The 17,239-nt window shown below is 40.3% G+C and carries 18 protein-coding genes and 1 pseudogene; 7 read left to right on the forward strand and 12 right to left on the reverse strand.

From position 1 onward, the window contains the following. Nucleotides 1–17: 17 nt before the first annotated feature. Complete coding sequence (locus tag E0E32_RS19060; RefSeq protein WP_130860522.1) at nt 18–2,078, reverse strand: copper-translocating P-type ATPase; 2,061 nt, start codon at nt 2,076–2,078, stop codon at nt 18–20. A 174-nt stretch (nt 2,079–2,252) separates the two neighbouring features. Here E0E32_RS19060 and E0E32_RS19065 point away from each other — a divergent pair, with 174 nt between their 5' ends. Beyond that, nucleotides 2,253–2,462, forward strand: coding sequence for a hypothetical protein (locus E0E32_RS19065; RefSeq protein WP_130860523.1), 210 nt, complete (start codon nt 2,253–2,255; stop codon nt 2,460–2,462). Here E0E32_RS19065 and E0E32_RS19070 read toward each other — a convergent pair. From E0E32_RS19070 to E0E32_RS19105, 9 genes are all read right to left on the reverse strand, one after another. Beyond that, nucleotides 2,429–4,321 (reverse strand): ABC transporter permease, encoded by a 1,893-nt coding sequence (locus E0E32_RS19070; protein WP_130860524.1) that lies wholly within the window; start codon nt 4,319–4,321, stop codon nt 2,429–2,431. The genes E0E32_RS19065 and E0E32_RS19070 overlap by 34 nt on opposite strands. Then, complete coding sequence (locus E0E32_RS19075) at nt 4,296–5,060, reverse strand: ABC transporter ATP-binding protein (RefSeq protein WP_130860525.1); 765 nt, start codon at nt 5,058–5,060, stop codon at nt 4,296–4,298. Before E0E32_RS19075 ends, E0E32_RS19070 begins: the two co-directional genes overlap by 26 nt. Nucleotides 5,061–5,623: 563 nt before the next feature. Further along, on the reverse strand, nt 5,624–5,773 hold the full coding sequence (locus E0E32_RS22395) for a hypothetical protein (RefSeq protein ID WP_165445087.1): 150 nt from the start codon (nt 5,771–5,773) through the stop codon (nt 5,624–5,626). 240 nt (nt 5,774–6,013) lie between these two features. Further along, entirely contained in the window at nt 6,014–7,009 is a 996-nt protein-coding gene (locus E0E32_RS19080) for a sensor histidine kinase (protein WP_066190480.1), read from the reverse strand. Beyond that, nucleotides 7,006–7,713 carry a response regulator transcription factor gene (locus E0E32_RS19085; RefSeq protein WP_066190477.1) on the reverse strand — a complete coding sequence of 236 codons (708 nt, stop codon included), beginning with the start codon at nt 7,711–7,713 and terminating at the stop codon, nt 7,006–7,008. Before E0E32_RS19085 ends, E0E32_RS19080 begins: the two co-directional genes overlap by 4 nt. A gap of 388 nt (nt 7,714–8,101) precedes the next feature. Further along, nucleotides 8,102–8,827 (reverse strand): ABC transporter permease, encoded by a 726-nt coding sequence (locus E0E32_RS19090; RefSeq protein ID WP_130860526.1) that lies wholly within the window; start codon nt 8,825–8,827, stop codon nt 8,102–8,104. Next, nucleotides 8,817–9,680, reverse strand: coding sequence for an ABC transporter ATP-binding protein (locus E0E32_RS19095; RefSeq protein ID WP_130860527.1), 864 nt, complete (start codon nt 9,678–9,680; stop codon nt 8,817–8,819). Before E0E32_RS19095 ends, E0E32_RS19090 begins: the two co-directional genes overlap by 11 nt. 17 nt (nt 9,681–9,697) lie before the next feature. Continuing rightward, a complete protein-coding gene (locus E0E32_RS19100) occupies nt 9,698–10,042 on the reverse strand; it encodes a DUF2178 domain-containing protein (RefSeq protein ID WP_207302303.1) in 345 nt (114 codons plus the stop codon). Further along, nucleotides 10,029–10,271: a helix-turn-helix transcriptional regulator gene (locus E0E32_RS19105; RefSeq protein WP_130860528.1), complete on the reverse strand. Its 243-nt coding sequence runs from the start codon at nt 10,269–10,271 to the stop codon at nt 10,029–10,031. The genes E0E32_RS19100 and E0E32_RS19105 overlap by 14 nt, the downstream gene beginning before the upstream one ends. Nucleotides 10,272–10,508: 237 nt before the next feature. Here E0E32_RS19105 and E0E32_RS19110 point away from each other — a divergent pair, with 237 nt between their 5' ends. The 4 genes from E0E32_RS19110 (at nt 10,509) to E0E32_RS19125 (ending at nt 13,192) form a co-directional block, all read left to right on the forward strand. After that, nucleotides 10,509–10,874, forward strand: a complete 366-nt coding sequence (locus E0E32_RS19110; protein ID WP_130860529.1) for a DUF1093 domain-containing protein — start codon at nt 10,509–10,511, stop codon at nt 10,872–10,874. A gap of 315 nt (nt 10,875–11,189) precedes the next feature. Next, complete coding sequence (locus E0E32_RS19115; protein ID WP_130860530.1) at nt 11,190–11,843, forward strand: YdeJ family lipoprotein; 654 nt, start codon at nt 11,190–11,192, stop codon at nt 11,841–11,843. A gap of 60 nt (nt 11,844–11,903) precedes the next feature. Continuing rightward, nucleotides 11,904–12,578 (forward strand): YdeJ family lipoprotein, encoded by a 675-nt coding sequence (locus E0E32_RS19120; RefSeq protein ID WP_130860531.1) that lies wholly within the window; start codon nt 11,904–11,906, stop codon nt 12,576–12,578. A gap of 26 nt (nt 12,579–12,604) precedes the next feature. Beyond that, complete coding sequence (locus E0E32_RS19125; protein ID WP_066190463.1) at nt 12,605–13,192, forward strand: AAA family ATPase; 588 nt, start codon at nt 12,605–12,607, stop codon at nt 13,190–13,192. An 85-nt stretch (nt 13,193–13,277) separates the two neighbouring features. Here E0E32_RS19125 and asnB read toward each other — a convergent pair. After that, nucleotides 13,278–15,127: pseudogene (gene asnB, locus E0E32_RS19130) on the reverse strand (asparagine synthase (glutamine-hydrolyzing)). 316 nt (nt 15,128–15,443) lie between these two features. Here asnB and E0E32_RS19135 point away from each other — a divergent pair. Next, the gene (locus tag E0E32_RS19135) at nt 15,444–15,623 is read left to right on the forward strand and encodes a hypothetical protein (RefSeq protein WP_066190461.1); all 180 of its coding nucleotides are present in this window, start codon (nt 15,444–15,446) and stop codon (nt 15,621–15,623) included. Nucleotides 15,624–15,850: 227 nt separating this feature from the next. Further along, a complete protein-coding gene (locus tag E0E32_RS19140; RefSeq protein ID WP_130860532.1) occupies nt 15,851–16,489 on the forward strand; it encodes an RpnC/YadD family protein in 639 nt (212 codons plus the stop codon). Between the two features lie 288 nt (nt 16,490–16,777). Here E0E32_RS19140 and E0E32_RS19145 read toward each other — a convergent pair whose 3' ends face one another. Further along, entirely contained in the window at nt 16,778–17,218 is a 441-nt protein-coding gene (locus E0E32_RS19145) for an NUDIX hydrolase (RefSeq protein ID WP_066190451.1), read from the reverse strand. Nucleotides 17,219–17,239: the final 21 nt, after the last annotated feature.

Consider the following 17,239-nt stretch of genomic DNA (forward strand, 5'->3'; position numbering starts at 1 on the left):
AATTCCCCCCTCCTTGCTTATGCTTTCAACAATCGGGCGTTAAAGGCGACAATTACCGTACTTAGTGACATCAACACGGCACCGACTGCTGGATCAAGGACAATACCCCATGGAGCCAACACCCCTGCCGCTAGTGGAATCGCAAGGATATTATAACCAGCCGCCCACCACAGATTTTGCACCATTTTACGATAAGTAAGTCGCGACAGATCGATAATGGATACAACGTCTTTTGGATTACTATTGACCAATACAACATCGGCTGTTTCCATCGCCACATCTGTACCTGCACCAATTGCCACACCTAAATCGGCCGTGGCTAAGGCAGGGGAATCGTTAATCCCATCTCCTGTCATGGCCACTTTTTTCTGATTAGCTTTTAATTGTTTGATCTGGTCGGCCTTTTGATCAGGAAGCACCTCTGCCATGACTTGATCGATACCTACCTCTTTTGCGACACCATTGGCCACTTTTTGATTATCACCAGTCAGCATTTGCGCTTCGATGCCTAGCTCATGCAGACGTTGAACCGCTTCTTTCGAGGAATCCTTCACTTGATCGGCTAGTGCAATCATTCCCAGCAGCTGTTCATTTTCGATCACAAATATCACGGTTTTACCTGCTTCCGATAATTGATTAAAGGTTGCTTGATCATAAGCAATACGTTGTTTTTGGACATAGCCTGGACTAACCGCCAACAAGTGATCTTCACCAATTTTGGCCGTAATACCGGCACCTGTAATCGAATCAAAACGATCTGGTTGTGTAATCTGCAGGTTTCGTTCTTTTGCCGAGTCAACAATTCCCGCAGCAATAGGATGCTCAGATTGTGATTCAATCGAAGCCGCCTTTTGCAGCAGCGTCTCTTCCGGTATATTTCCTTGCGGCAGGATATCGGTGACGGCAAATTCTCCCTTCGTTAAGGTACCTGTCTTATCATAGACAACCGTAGTTACCTTCCGAGCATCCTCAAAGCCAATCCGATTACGAATAAATAAGCCTTTTTGTGCAGATAAATACGTCGAACGCGCTACGACTAACGGAATTGCTAATCCAAGCGCATGGGGACAAGAAATAACTAAAACAGTTACCATTCTCGTCATTGCCTCTTCGATTCCATATCCTAACAACAGCCAAACCACAAACGTGATAAGCCCAGCTGCAATCGCAATGTAAAACAACCATTTGGCGGCTCGATCGGATAACATTTGTGTTTTGGATTTGCTTTCCTGTGCCTCTTTTACCAATTGGACGACTTGCGATAGATAGCCTTCTTCACTTGTTTTCGATACCTCTATCGTTAAGGAGCCAGAGGTATTCATCGACCCACCGATCACTTCTTCGTCGACTTGTTTCTCAACTGGCACAGATTCACCGGTAAGCATCGACTCGTCAACCGAAGATTGCCCTTTGATAATAATACCGTCTGCTGGTATTTTTTCGCCTGGTTTAATCAAGAGATGGTCTCCTTTGACTAAATCTCCTACCTTAACAACTTCTGTCTGACCTTCTTCATCGATTTTCGTCGCCTCATTTGGCATTAAGGCTACCAGAGATTCCATCGAATCGGACGCCTTGCTGACAGATTTCATTTCGATCCAATGCCCTAGCAGCATGATGACAATCAGCGTGGCTAATTCCCAAAACAAGTCGTGCCCCGCCAGACCAAATACCGTAGCTGCGCTGTAAAAGTAGGCAACCGCAATGGCAAAGCCAATTAATGTCATCATTCCAGGTGACTTCTGTTTGATTTCATCAATTGCCCCGCTCAGAAATGGCCAACCTCCATAAAAAAAGATGATCGTAGCAATAAGCAAGCTGAGCCATTGATCTCCCGGAAAGGATAGGGAATAATTAAAAAACGACTGAATCATGTCCGAGAGTATGATCACGGGTATTGCCAGTATAATAGAGATATAAAACCTCTTTTTGAAATCTTCTATCATGTGCTCATGGTGGTGTTGATGATCATGCGAACCGTGGTCGTGATCATCATGTGAACCATGGTCATGATGGTGATTGTGCTGGCGGTCATGATGGTGTTCATCCGATTCATGATTATGGTGATTGTGATTCATTTGTCATTCACTCCTCTCTTTCGATTATATTATACCCTATGGAGGTATAATATAAACATATGACTCTCGATTCTTGATGGATAACGTGATTAGAAGAGGAAATACAAACGTTTTTTTGAAAAAAGAAATGTGATGGCTGTTCGACACCATCGTTTCTATTAGAAAGACAGAGGGATGACGGCCATTTCAGCGCTTTTACCTCGGATTTTGGCCGTCATTTTCAAGATGACGGCCATTTCAGCGCTTTTCCCTCAGATTTTGGCCGTCATTATCGGGGATTCTCCTATACACCCAAAACTAACTTGGAGCAATGGATCGATGAATTTTACTATACTCCAAACAACCAAGCATTATCGAAGCGATGCCTTTATCTGCCGAGTATAATAAAACCTCACGATAAAGAAATAAAGAATCTGAATCGTCAAGAACAGACCTAACACACTGGCTGCCTCTTGAACCAAATTATAGAAGAACAAATTTGACAATGCCGTTAATGCTACTGCACCATGGATCAAGGCCACTACAATCGGTGCAAAAAAGAGGATCAGCGTCTGCCTGTTCAGTACCTGTTTCAATTCCTTATCGGTCAGCCCCATCTTGGTAATTGCCTGAAACTTGCGCTTATCTGCATCAACGTCTGCATACAAACGGAAATAAAGGAAACTACCTGCCGAGACAAAAAAGACAATACCAATAAATAAACCAACAAAGAGGATGGGGCCATACACCTTATTCAAAAGATATTCTTCATAAGTCGGATTACTAATAAATCCATCGCTTATCTCTTGATCCAATTGCTCGGATACTGCGATTGAGATATCCTCACCATTGCGTTCCTGCCAAGCAAAATAACTTTGCTCAGAAGAAGGTTCTGGTAAACTTTCAAAGTCATGATCAGATACCACATAATACTCATTCCCCGCAGTGGCAGGCAACACCTCCGATTCGATCAGCTGTTTCGGCTCTATTGTAGAACCATTTTCCAGCTCGAGTCCGGCATTCGCCAACACTTCTTCCTCTGTATCTCCAGGAGTTCCGATCATTAATAAAGGTATTTCCTTCCGCACCAGCCCAGGGGAGCCATCTGAAATGTTTAGTGTTTCTTCGTCTAATAAACTCGCAAAGCGATTATAGTCAGATGCTTTCACGATAACAACCGATTGTTCACCCGCTTCATAATACCGCAGTTGAAGACGTTCGCCATCTGTCTCTAACTGATCTGCTTGCAAACTTTCCTCAATCACGGCAGCAGCTTCTTCCCCGCCGGTGTCATCCGCTCTATAGCTGATCGTATAGGGACCTTGCTGCTGCGTTCCGGCGGATAAAAACGACTGAAAACCATACAATGTACCGATCGCCGAAAAGGCAACCGTTGAAATAATCGCCACTAAGAAAAAGGTTCTGGCATTATCCTTCATACGAAAAGAAAGGTCCGATAATAAAATCATATTGGTCTTATGCCAGAAGAAACGCTTCTGCTTTTTCAAACGTCGGATCAGAAAGACACTTAACTGGGTAAACAATAAATAGGTTCCTAAGATAACAAGCAGAACAACTGGCAGTAGTGCTGCAACTACCTCGAGACCCTCTACCATTAAGGCAATGGAATACCCTGTACCAAGTAAGAGCACCGCCAGTAACGTTAGCCACAGATTGGCCTTGGGCTCCCCTTTTGACTGCTGATCCCCTTTGATCAAATCAATTAATTTCCGGCTTCTCAATATATAAGAAACAAACAAGGAAATGAAGAAAAACAGCACAATAAAACAGACAAACGTTAACAAAATGGCTTGTGTAGGAAGATAGAAAGGCAATTCATCCTCAATAATCAAGACATTTTCCGCAATCAACAGAATCGCCTTGGCGAATACTAACCCTCCACCAATACCACCAATCGTAGCAACAAACCCAATCAACATATTTTCAAGAAAAACCATCAGCCGAATCTGTCTCATGCTCATTCCTTGCATCATTAACAAGCCAAACTCTTTCTTACGAGATTGCAAAAAAGAGCTCATGGAATACAAGACAAAGAAAAAAGAGAACACGTAGATAATTCCCGAAGCCACATTCATCCCGATCGACACATATTGATTCATGCTCCCCCCTGATAAGGACGGGTGAAAGGCAAAAATCGCAAAGGTAAAAAAGACCATCACTGTAAACAGACTTGTTAAGAAATAGGCGGCATACAGCCTTTTATTGCGAATGACATTATTAAACGCGAACTGACGAAAAGTCATTAGCATCCCCTCCCATTAACGAGAGTGTATCGATAATTTTTTGGAAAAAGGCTTGACGGTTATCGCCACGATGAATTTCCGAATAAAATCGGCCATCTCGAATAAAAACAACCCGATTACAATAGCTTGCTGCCTGCGGATCATGGGTAACCAAAAGCATCGTTGTTTGTTCCTTTTGGTTCAACGTAGACAGCATTTCCATTACGTCCTTCGAAGAACGAGAATCCAGATTACCGGTTGGTTCATCAGCCAAAAGCAATTTAGGCGAGTGGATCATCGCCCTTGCTACAGCTGCTCGTTGCGCTTGCCCACCAGAGATTTCATAGATTCTTTTTTTCATAATCTCGCTAATCCCCAGCTTCTCCGCAAACTGGTGGGCCTTCTCCTTCATCTCTTTGACCTTCTTGCCATCCAGCGTGAGCGGCAGTACCATGTTTTCCTCTACAGTGAGGGTATGCAATAAATTAAAATCTTGAAAAACAAACCCTAATTCTCGGCGGCGGAACTTGGCCAGCTTGTCTTTTTTCAAAAGATGTGGATTGTCGCCATTGATGGTAATATTTCCTGTGGTTGGTTCATCGATCGTGGCAATAATATTTAACAGCGTCGTTTTGCCACTCCCGGACGGACCCATGATTCCCACAAATTCATTGTCCTCCACGTTTAAATCAATATCCGTCAGCGCACGATAGGCGACTTTCCCTTCATATATCTTGCTTACTTGGTTTACATTTAACATGCGTATACTTCCTTTCTTGTACTTGATTAATGCCTAGTATATCGCTGATGGTGGTAACGGACGATTGATTTTTATTTCATTTGTCTTACATTAATGTAAGGTTTGTTATAACACAAACATGAAAGACCTAATCATGGTTAAAAATGCCCATAAAAAAAGAGAAGAAATAATCCCCTCTCCTACACATTTTTTATAGTTGATTGTTTTTTAAAATTAGCTTTATTTGTTCATTCGTTATATTTTCTTTGTCTTTTTTAGAATATATATCTAACAAGTATATTTCAAAGTGGTCTTCAGTTACCAAATATATTATTCTAAATCCACCTGACTTGCCCACATTTGCACTTGTATTTACAGCCCTCACTTTGTAAATAGACTGTTGCATTTTCAAACCTACATTAGGGATTTCATCACCTATAAAATTCCCTGTTTCTAGTCAATCTTATGTACGTCATTCCCCACTTTTTTATAGCGTTTTTTCCTTATTAAATACTTTATTCTTTTTTCAAATTCTGGTGTAGGAATGACAGAATACATGTTTTAACCTCAATCATTATCTTCTTTTATTTCATTGTAAAGTTCGTCCCATGTTTTTTTCTTAATTTCCCATCTCTCATGTCTTTCACTTCTTGGATAGACTTTTCTAACGATTCTGCTGGTGTTTTAAGAGGCGTTTCTACAGACATTTCTTCTTCACCATCCTCATAACACATACAGTTACCACCTCTCTCATCAAAGAAATAGTAATAGTATATGTTGCTTATAACAAAATTATACACAAAAACAAGAGATATGACAATACATTGACCATATAGTTGTAGAGCTTTTAAAGCACTCTTATTATTAACAGTTATTCACAAAAGGTCATTTTACTTACAAGTAAATTATCAAATCAATGCCCTGTTCCATACGTTTCTCTCATCTTTTTTTGCACATACTCCATCTTCTAATTCCTAAAAAACCTTTTGCGTTTCCGAGAAGATAATCCGAAAGGTGGAGCCTTCACCGACTTGTGACTCCCATTCGATCTGATGTTGCAGGTATTCTGCTGCCTCTTTCACTAGATACAGCCCCATCCCGGTGGATTCTCGAAATTCCCTGCCGTTTTCTCCGGTGTAAAATGCATCAAAAATCCGCTTTTTATCCGTTTCGGGAATGCCTACTCCAAAATCTTTCACTTCCAATATGGCTTCTCTCTCCCTTTCATAAATCGAGATGATGATCGATTGGCTTTTTCCAGCAGAATACTTCACGGCATTTAAAACAAGCTGCGTCAGTATAAAGAATAACCACTTTTCATCGGTCTGTACGGTCACTCTTGCCGTTAATTCTTCCACTTTTGGATAAACTTTATTACGTATGTAGAATCGTTTATTTTCCCCATTCACCTCATGTACCAATGAGGCCAGCTGGATCGGTTTGATATGAAAATCCTGCTCTATTGTCCGCAATCTGGCCATATAAAGAATCGTGTTTAGGCCCGATTTCATGCGCTCCGTTTCTTCTCGAATACTCGACGAATCTGGTTCATCCAAGTTCTGTGCGGTGAGTTCGATGACCGAGATTGGTGTTTTCATCTGATGTACCCATTGATCCATCAGCTTCAGATGTTCTTCCTTCTCTTTGTCGATGGTATGTATCTGCTCTTGATAATGTTTATACTGGCTGCGCAACAGTTCATTTAATGCCTCGGAAACAGGATGTTGACTGCTTTTTTGCAATGATTCATCCAGTGACTTCAGCGGCTCACTCAAACGTTGATAAAACGCACGGCGACTGACATATTGATAAAAAAGATAACAGGTAAGAAAAAAGAATCCGATAAAAATCGCGTAGAATGCTGGCAGCAGATTTCGGTAACCGTCTAGCCAATAGATTAGCAGAATAGCCACAAATTGCACGATATTAAGAGCAATTAATAAGCTGTGTTCTTTCCAAAATAACTTCATTTGTCTTCTCCTTGTGCCAAGGGTGCGTGCAGCCGGTAACCAACGCCTCGAACCGTTTCCACACCATTATCTATCCCGACAGACTGCAACTTTTTCCGCACTCTTGTGATATTGACATTTAAGGTATTTTCATCGACATAGGTTTGGTCATCCCACAATTTTTCTAATAAGTCCTCCCTGCCGGCAACTCGCGGATAACGATTCATTAACGTTTCGATGATATCTGCTTCCTTTTTCGATAAATAGATTTCTTGCCCATTAAAGGTTAATTCCAGGCGTTCCGGCAAAAGTTTCAAACCTTCTATTTCCAAGAAACGTTCTTTCACATCCTGAGCGTACGCACCATATGCCCGGCGCAGCTGACTGCGTATTTTGGCCATGACAATTTCGGCACTGAACGGTTTGGTGATAAAATCATCACCACCATTTTCCAGAGCCATCACCTGATCCATTTCCCCGACCCGTGCCGAGATAAAGATCACTGGACAGGTCGATACTTGCCGAATTTGCCGACACCAATAATACCCATCATAGCTGGGCAGGTTGATATCCAGTAACACCAAATCCGGCTCGATTTTTTGAAATACATCCATAACCTGATCAAAAACTTCCACCTTCTCCACGTGATAGCCATATTTTTCAATATAGGTTTGTAAATGCTCGGCAATCTTGGGGTCATCCTCGACAATCATCATCGTTTGCATGCTGTTCACTCCTTATTTTCCATTATTATGGCATAGATGATGGGAGACTACAAAGGGCAAGTGCGTTTTCTTACAACTTTGTAAGGTTAGCGAAAGGTGTCGTCTCTGGTCGCCGGTCTTGAGTTTGTAAGAATGGTTGGTACTTAGCAGGCCCGAGTCACGAGAGTTTGTTATCGCAGAATGAGGGGAGCGATTCTCGTTCCTCCGTCCATAAGAACGAATCTCGCGGACTGAAAAAGAGCGATTCTCGTTCTACAGTCCGTAAGATTCTTTCTTGTAGACGAAAATTTAATAAAAAGATACAAAAAGCCCCGATCAACAGTCAAACATGGCGATTGGCGACTTTTTCATCTAATAAACTAACTAATATTCTTCACTCACCTCCCTCCTACACTTCCATTTTTTCACTCTTTTTGAGGGTCATCACCAACAAAACAATAAGGGTCAGGCAGCCAATAGCATATTGCAATGGCGAAAGTGGATTGGATCCCACCATCACTGGATAGAAATAAAAAGGAAAATGCTCGATGAAGCTTGAAAGCAAGCCGTTGTTGATACTCTCCAATACATTGGCTAAAATATTATGAACAAAAAGCAGTAATGCCGTCAAAATCCCATAAACAGCCCCACTCCGAAGACCGTATAATAATAAAACATAGCCGAATAAGAAAAAGGTTAACACTAGCAGAAAGACATTCGCTGAAAATCCTAACAGGAAAGAAGCCTTCAATTCTCCAGGCACTCCCAGTTGATGGGTGACTAGAAGCAAGCCGACACCCAGTGCTGCATAAAATAAACTGACATATAGCGCCACAACAATATTCGCGAATACATAGTTTTTTCGATTTTGTCTGGAGTTATTAATCAATGAAATCGTCTTAAAGGAATAGTCTCGGTTGACAAGGTAGAGTGGGTGCAATACCGCCGCGAGCATCCCCAACATACAATAAAAATTGGAGATATATTTTATGTAAAATGGCGTACTATTTGTTAAAATATAGTACGTTACCAGTAACGCTGGCACCAGGGCTCCCAGCAATCCCGCCATCAAGTGACCGTTCCTTAATAATTCTTTTAGATTGTAACTTGCATAATCTTTAATACTAAATATCATGGTGTTCACCTCTAAATTTGTCCATATAAACATGACGAAGCGTCTTCTCCTCAGCAGTAAAATCAATTAACTGGATCCCCAATTGATTTACAAGCCGAAAAACCTCCGCATTCTCTGCTGTTGTTTCCATTTCAATGGTTCTTTCGCTTGAATAGATGATCGTTCCGAGCTCTTGATGATCACTGAATATCGCTACATCAGCTGGATGCTTAAAAACCAGCTTTAGCCTATACTGATCTCCTCGATTAAATCGTTGATCTTCGAATATAGTGCCTTTCTCCAAAAACAAGACGCGGTCACAGATCGTTTCAATATCTTCCAATTTATGACTAGAAATCAAGATACCCACCTGCCACTCATGGGCCATTTTCTTCAATTGTTGCAACACTTCAAGGGAAGTCTCAATATCCATACTGTTGGTTGGTTCATCTAATACAACATAGCTGGGCTTATTCAATAAACTGATCACAATCGCCAATTTTTGCCGCATTCCCAACGAGTATTGCTTCACTTTTTTATGCAATACATCATATAATTGCAGGTTTTTTAAAAGCTGCTCAAATTCACTAAGTTGAAAAGTATGCCCAAAAATTTTCGAAAAATAAACCAAATGGGCTAACCCTGTCTTATGTTGGAACAGTTTGGGTTCCTCAATCAAGTATCCGACTTGATGATTGCCTTCAACCGATCCGTCATAGGTTGGAATGGTTTGAGTGATAATCTTCATCAACGTGCTTTTTCCAGCACCATTGCTTCCAATTAAACCAATGATTTCTCCTTGTTTGAAATCAAACGAAAGGTCTTTTAAGACGGCTGATCCATGGTACTTCTTGGTTACGGAATCGATAAACATTCTCTCTTCCCCTTTCATTACGTAAAATCTTTTTTATATCGAACTGCTAGATAGATTCCTGCAGCGACGAACGCAAGACCATATTTAAATAAGAAGAAAATTTCCCACATGTATTCCTTTGGGAAAATGATGTCACATACAACGACTCCCAATAATACGATGTAGGCACTTTTTAAATGTATTTGATTAGTTCGTTCATCGGGTTTACCGATTTTTCTTAATAATCCGAACAGCAGAATTAATCCAGCTAAGAGCACTACAAAACCACTGCCAAGAAGCGTATTCCAGTTGCCAGGCGCGGCCTGGGCCCAGTCATTTAATGGTTTAAAGATGGTATCTGTTATTTCATCAGTTGTGTTCATTTGTATCATTTCCTTTCTCATAAGTAAAAATTTCGTTTACATCGACATTAAAAAAATCAGCAATGCGATAAGCCAATAGCAATGTCGGCACATAATTTCCTTTTTCCATTACGAAGATAGTTTGTTTGGAAACCCCGACTTTCTCTGCTAATTCTTTTTGCGACAGCCTGGCAAGTACGCGGTATTCATAGACCTTATTAGATATCGAATCATCAGACTTCTTTTTCATCACCATCACCTCTTACAAAAGAGTGTAAACTATTTTATTACAAAAGTAAAGTAAACTTATAGAAAAGATATAAAAACTTATATTATGGATTAGTTTGTTTTGATTTTATAGGCATGCAGAAAAGCCATACAAGCTTACAACACTGTAAGGTTGTTGAAAGGAAAATACATTTCTAAGCTATCACGTCCTTGATATCATCGGATTCAGATAACCATTCACAGAAAGGAGCAGAATCATATGAAGAAAATCGCGATTACCTGTGTTGGCTTACTGGCATTTCTCGCTATCTTGTTCGTAGGCATCCAGCAAACAACTGCTGGTATTATCCCTTTAAGCGACTGGATGTTGCACAATAATGAAGAAAGTCTTTATTACGTGGAAACGACAACAGACTATGAGGAGTTGTGGAATGGCAACTATCGTTACGAGTTTACTGGATTTGATCAGGAAGGAAATAAGCAGCGTATTGTAAGGGTGATGGATAGAGAACTACAGCCAAACGCCTATTTAGAAATCTATACAGCTGGCCGTTTTGGCAAGGGATGGGTGGAGGTTCCGCAAGAGGCGGTGCCTGAGGGTGCTTTGATGCAGTTGAATCGGTAATTTTTTAAAGAGACTTTTAATGTCCATGAAGAATAATCACCGTATAGGCTCTGGTGGTTATTTTTTTGTTCATATGCAATTACTTTCATAAAACCCCTCTTTTCTGGCTACGAATGTGCTACCATATGTCAAATTTAATTTGTTGTTTAAGCTGAAGATTTAGTTTTCACCAGTGTATTTGCTGTTGCCATAAAATGAAAACTATCGGCTATCATCATCTGTTTAAAACGCTTCGAGATATTGTGTTGACTAGCGTTTTCTAGTATATTTAAATCTATATGGTTTTTACTCTTATCGAAAAGGAAGTATGGAATCTTGAAAAAAATCACAACGTTTCTATCTCTATTAATCTTTACTATATTGTTTGTTGGGTGTGCTAACGATCCAGAAGAATCCGATGCCGCTCCAGAAGAGGAGCCCGCTCTTGAAAAAGAAACAACTCCTCAAGAAGAGCAGAATGACGAATCACCTACAGCCGATCTTTCCGAAAATGATGCTGGGGATGACATCGATACTACGGAAGAATCCACGCCTACTGAAGCTACGAAAAATGAAGAACCAAACAACGCTGAGGATAACGCATTATCTGCCTATTCTTCAGAAGAAATCGAATATGCCCGTGTTTGGTTGCAAATTATAGGTAATCAAGATGTAACAGAATTGAACGTTTCTCGCACTTCGGCTGGAGAACCAGTGAATCCTTATGATGATAATAGTGTAAATTATCCAGAAGATATTATTACACTATATGGGGAATTCATGGCTGAGGGCATAGTTACCTATAGCGGTAATGGAGATGGATCCATTAACTTATACGATGTTCCCTCGCACTGGCCTAGTGATGAACAGATAGATGAATCGATGGAGGAATATACAGAGAATATCATTAATAATACAGAACTCATTTCCATCGATACAGGTAACGAGGAAGAAATTATACCTATCATTGATAAGCTGTCTACTCACTAATCAATGGTTGTTATGTTCATAGTTATCATTCCTACAATCAACGAAAGGAAGTAAGGAATCTTGAAAAAAATCACAACGTTTCTATCTCTATTTATCTTTACTCTATTGCTAGTTGGATGTACTAGTGATCCAGACGAGACCAATTCTAATCCAGAAGAGGAGCCCGCTCTTGAAGAAGAGACAGATCCACAAGACGAACAGAATGACGAATCATCTACAGCCGATCGTTCCGAAAATGATAGAACGGATACTGCTACAGAATCCACACCCGACAATAATACGGAAAATGAAGAACCGAACAACACAAATGAAAGCACAGACGATAACGCATTGAGCAACTATTCTTCAGAGGAAATCGAATATGCCCGTGTTTGGCTACAACTTGGAGACAATCAAGATATAGAAGCTGTGGATGTGACACACATTCCAGCTGGTACTTCATTGAATCCTGGCGAAGAAGATATTGATGTCAGCTATCCGGAAGATGTGATTCAACTGCGAGGTTCTCGAATAGTAGATGGCATGATAACCTATAGCAGCAATGGAGATGGTACCATCAATGTCTATAACATTCCATATCGTTGGTACGGTGGGCTTTACCGTCCTGATAATGTAACAGCGGATGATATCCAGCAAGAAAGAGAAGAGATCATTGAAAATACAGAGTTAGTCGAAATTGATCCAGGTAACGATGAAGAGGTTATAAATATTATTGATAAACTCTATATGCAGTAATCAACAATGGTGCGGGGAGGCTCGATATGATTATTTGGTTGAACGGTGCATTTGGATCTGGTAAAACAACGAGTGCATTCGAATTAAAACGAAGACTGCCCAACTCGTTTATTTATGATCCGGAAAATATCGGATATTTCATTCGTGAGAATATCCCAAAGCAATTGCATGAATCCAATTTTCAAGACCATGAGCAATGGAGAACCTTTAATTATGACATGTTAACGTATCTTTCGAATACCTATGAAGGAACCATTATTGTACCGATGACCCTTTTTAATCGCCAATATTATGAAGAAATCGTTCAAAAGCTGATCGATGAAGGTATTCCGTTACGGCATTATATCTTGTATGCTGATAAAAATACGCTGTTAAAACGGTTGAATAAGCGGCTGGAACGGGGTGATACCTGGACAAAGGCGCAAGTTGACCATTGTATCCATGCGTTTAATACCGACATTACGGAAGAAAAAATCATAACCGATAACCAACGTATTGACGAGATTGTGGAAGAAATCGCAGCTAGAAGTGATGTAAGGCTTTTACCAGATAACAGAACGTCCTTTAAAAAATGGTTCGATCGGATGATGGTATTAATCAAACATATCAGATGATCGTAGCACAAGTCATTTTTTGTAAACAGTTGCCTAAAAAGCCCTCCATCGCTAGTGATGGCAGGCTTTTTGCGCTGATAATAACCTATTCATTTCCTCTATGCACTTGATACCATATCGCAAAAACAAGTACTGTCCAAATCTTCCGACTGTAATCGACTTTGCCTTGAGCATGTTTGTCCAACAATTCAAGCACATATTCTTTTTTTATCCATTGCTCAATTGGACTTTCCTTGATCACACGTACAGCCCAATCGTACAACTCTTGTCTTAGCCAATGTCGGATGGGCACCGGAAATCCTAGCTTCTTTCGCTGTAAGACGTGATCAGGCACAATCCCTCTTACTGCCTCTCGCAGGATATATTTCGTTGTGCCATTTGTCACTTTCCACTCTTCTGGCAATTCACTGGCCACGCGAAACACTTCTTTATCCAAAAAGGGGACCCGTAATTCAAGGGAATGAGCCATGGTCATCCGATCTGCCTTTAATAAAATATCTCCGCGCAGCCAGGTATACATATCGACATACTGCATTTGATTGACAAGTGAATAACTGGCAGCATCTCTAAACAACGGCCGAGTAACATCCTGATAGGAAAGGGTAGAATCATAGTTTTGCAGAAGTTGCTGTAATTCTTCGCCCTCAAACATTTTGGCATTGCCGATATACCGTTCCGCTAATGGTGTGGTACCCCGCTCTAAGAAACTTTTCCCTTTTACCCCTTCCGGTAAGACATGGGCCACCTTCTTGAGCAATTGCTGAGCTGGGCCAGGTATGGATTGAAAGATCTTCAATGATTCCGGTTCACCGTAAATATTATAGCCACCAAAAAGCTCATCTGCTCCTTCTCCTGATAACACTACTTTCACTTGCTTTCTTGCCTCTCTAGCTACAAAATAAAGTGGCACACAGGATGGATCGGCTAATGGGTCATCCATGTGCCAAATGATTTTTGGCAATTTTTCAATATATTCCTCTGGTGTTACGAGATAGGAGGTATTGTTCACATCCAGTTTCTCGGCCGTTTCTTGAGCAACATCTATTTCCGAATAACCTGTCCGGTCAAATCCTACTGAAAAAGTTTGAATCGCTGGATTCACTTGCTTGGCGATTGATACGATGATCGAAGAATCGATCCCACCCGAAAGAAACGAACCAACTGGGACATCACTGCGCATATGTTTTTCCACTGAATCAAATAAGGCCTGCTGTATCCGCTTTACCCATTGATCTTTTTCTCTTGGAACGGGATGAAATGCTGGCTTCCAATAACAAGTAGTCTGCATCATATCCTCCTTTTCTTGACAAAGTAATGTCCAGGTGTCAATTTTTTAATGCCTGGTATAAGCGTGTCTGGCTCTGGTACAAATTGAAAACTAAAATATTGCTGCAAGGCAGGCTCATCTAATTCAGACTTATTTTGAAACAGGCTAATGCTTTTTCGTTCGGAAGCGCAGATCAACCGATCCTCTGTTTCTTCATAATAGAAAGGCTTGATGCCAAATGGATCGCGCGCACCATACAACGTTTCCTCCTGCTTATCCCAAATCATGATGGCAAACATACCACGTAAGTAAGAAAAAGCATCTTGCTTATACTTAGCGAACAGAGCGGCAATTACTTCTGTATCTGATTCCGTTTGGAAAGAATATCCCTCTTCCATCAGTTCCGCTCGAAGTTCTCTATAATTATAAATTTCCCCATTAAAAACCATCCATATTCGATTTTCCTGATAGCTTAATGGCTGCTCCCCTGATTCTATGTCAATAATACTCAGTCTGCGAAAACCTAGGAATATACCATTTTCGGCATAGTACCCCTCATCGTCTGGACCACGATGCCTGATCAGGTCTGTTTTCTCCTGCCAAGCTGTCATTTCTTTTTCTGAAAACGAGTAATCTTGCCTATCGATTACTCCTATAAAACCACACATCTGTGAAAACTCCTCTTTTTATATCTGACTTTTTTCTATACGTTACTTAATAGACGCATTAGGGAAGAGTTTGTTACAACAGATTCAAAAAAATGTTTACGACTATAATATTTTTCTACTGATTCGTTTCATTGAAAAACATTAATTTTCCATTTTGAAGGTATTTTCCTTATCAAAAATCATCAAATAACTAAGCACTATTCCGATTATCTCTCCTCTGCACCCTATGAAAATTCACTTTTACGGCTTTGCCTTTATCGTACAAAAGCGATAAGATGAACACAAATTCATTCTAACGAAAGGATGTGGTATACTAATGTTAACCGCAGTAAAAGAAGATACGCATGATTATCGCTCGGCACCTCCCGATTATGATGGCCTATGGAAAAACATTATTCAAGAATTTATGGCCTTTTTGCGCCCGATTTGTACCCGGACATTGATTTTGACAAAGGCATCGACTTTGAAGGTACAGAGCTTCTCCCGCATATTTTGAGACAGGCAAAAGGGAAAAGATATACGGATAAAGCGAGACTTATCAGGAGGTTTAGAGACCGTTGTTTTCCATTACCACTTTGAGGTACCTCTCATACAGTCAGAAAACTTACGGTCTCTTAACGCTGTGACAAACTAGCCAAAGTAACACTAAAAAACGGGGAAAATCAATACGTCCATATCCATATTGAAGTGCAGGCAGTTGGGAATAAAAAATTTGCCCGGTGCATGTTTCCATATTTTTACCGCCTCTACGAAAACCATACAGAACCGATTTATGCGATCGCGCTGTTAACGGATGCCAGCGAAGCAAACTATGAAGATCAGTTTCATGATGCCTTTTATGGCACGGAAATCACGTATCGTTACAACACCTATCACTTTTACGGGAAAGACGAAGAAGCACTGAAACAATCGCCGAACCCCTTCGCCTTAGTGGTGCTTGCCGGTATCTATGCCAGTAAAAAAACCACTGGGAAAGATGATAAAAGAATGAGTGAGGAACAAAAGAAGCAAAAGCGCGAGGAAACCAAGTTTGATCATAAGAAGATACTGGTCGACTTAGTCTACGAAAAATATCGACACCGCCCCAAGTATCTTTCTGCCTTATTGTATTTTATTGATTACATCATGAAGCTACCAGACGAATTACAGGAACAATTTTACGAATCATTACCCATCATCCAAAACGAGAAGGAGGGCAAAAACATTATGGGAATGGAAAAATTAAGAGACACCCCGACGTTTGGCCGACTGATTAGAGAGATTGAAGAAGCAGCTACAAAACAAGGATTGGAACAAGGGATGGAGCGTGGGATGGAAAAAGCAGAACGTAATGTTGCAAAAAAGCTGTTAGACCGGGGTTAGTTCTGATAAAGAAATATCAGAACTAACCGGCCTTGAGCTTAAAGAAGTAACGAAGCTGCGAAAATCGCTGGAACATTGATGTATAAGGACTGTTGCACAATTAATGAGCTAATTGTGCAACTACGCTGATGATATCATTATTGGTTTGTGATCTATATCTTGCAGAAGGCGTACTGGTCATTCGTTAGAAAAAGGTTAAACTACTCACAAGCATTAAAAAAAGACAATTGGACCAATTCTTTTATGATGATCAATTAAATCAAATCACTGTTTAGCTAGTTATTTTCTCTATCTTCTCTCTCGAATAATTTCTAATAATTTTTCTGGAACTAACTGTAGATTACCACTTTGAAATTCACTTATAGGCTTCCATAATAACTTAAATGTAGTTCCGTCATCTTCTTCACCATTAAAGCAACTGGTTATATATAATGAAGAGTCATTAAATATTGCATCGTATACCATTACTATTTCATGCCCTATCTCACCGTTGTAAGTGAAAATGTTCTCAATCGCACCCAAATATTCCATATTAGTTATGCTTGCTTTTATCTCTTCTTGAACCTCTCTTTTTAATGCTTCAGAACTTAATTCTCCATATTCAATCCCACCGCCGATTGGGCGATAATAGTATTCTTTCATTACGGTGTCGTAACCTTCAGCTACTAAAATAGAATCATTGTTACTAAATAAACAAATAACCAATGGTCTAATGACTCTTTTTTTCAATAAAATCCCTCCATTTAAATT

It is taken from the genome of Gracilibacillus phocaeensis (genome assembly GCF_900626275.1).
Taxonomy (GTDB): domain Bacteria; phylum Bacillota; class Bacilli; order Bacillales; family Amphibacillaceae; genus Gracilibacillus; species Gracilibacillus timonensis.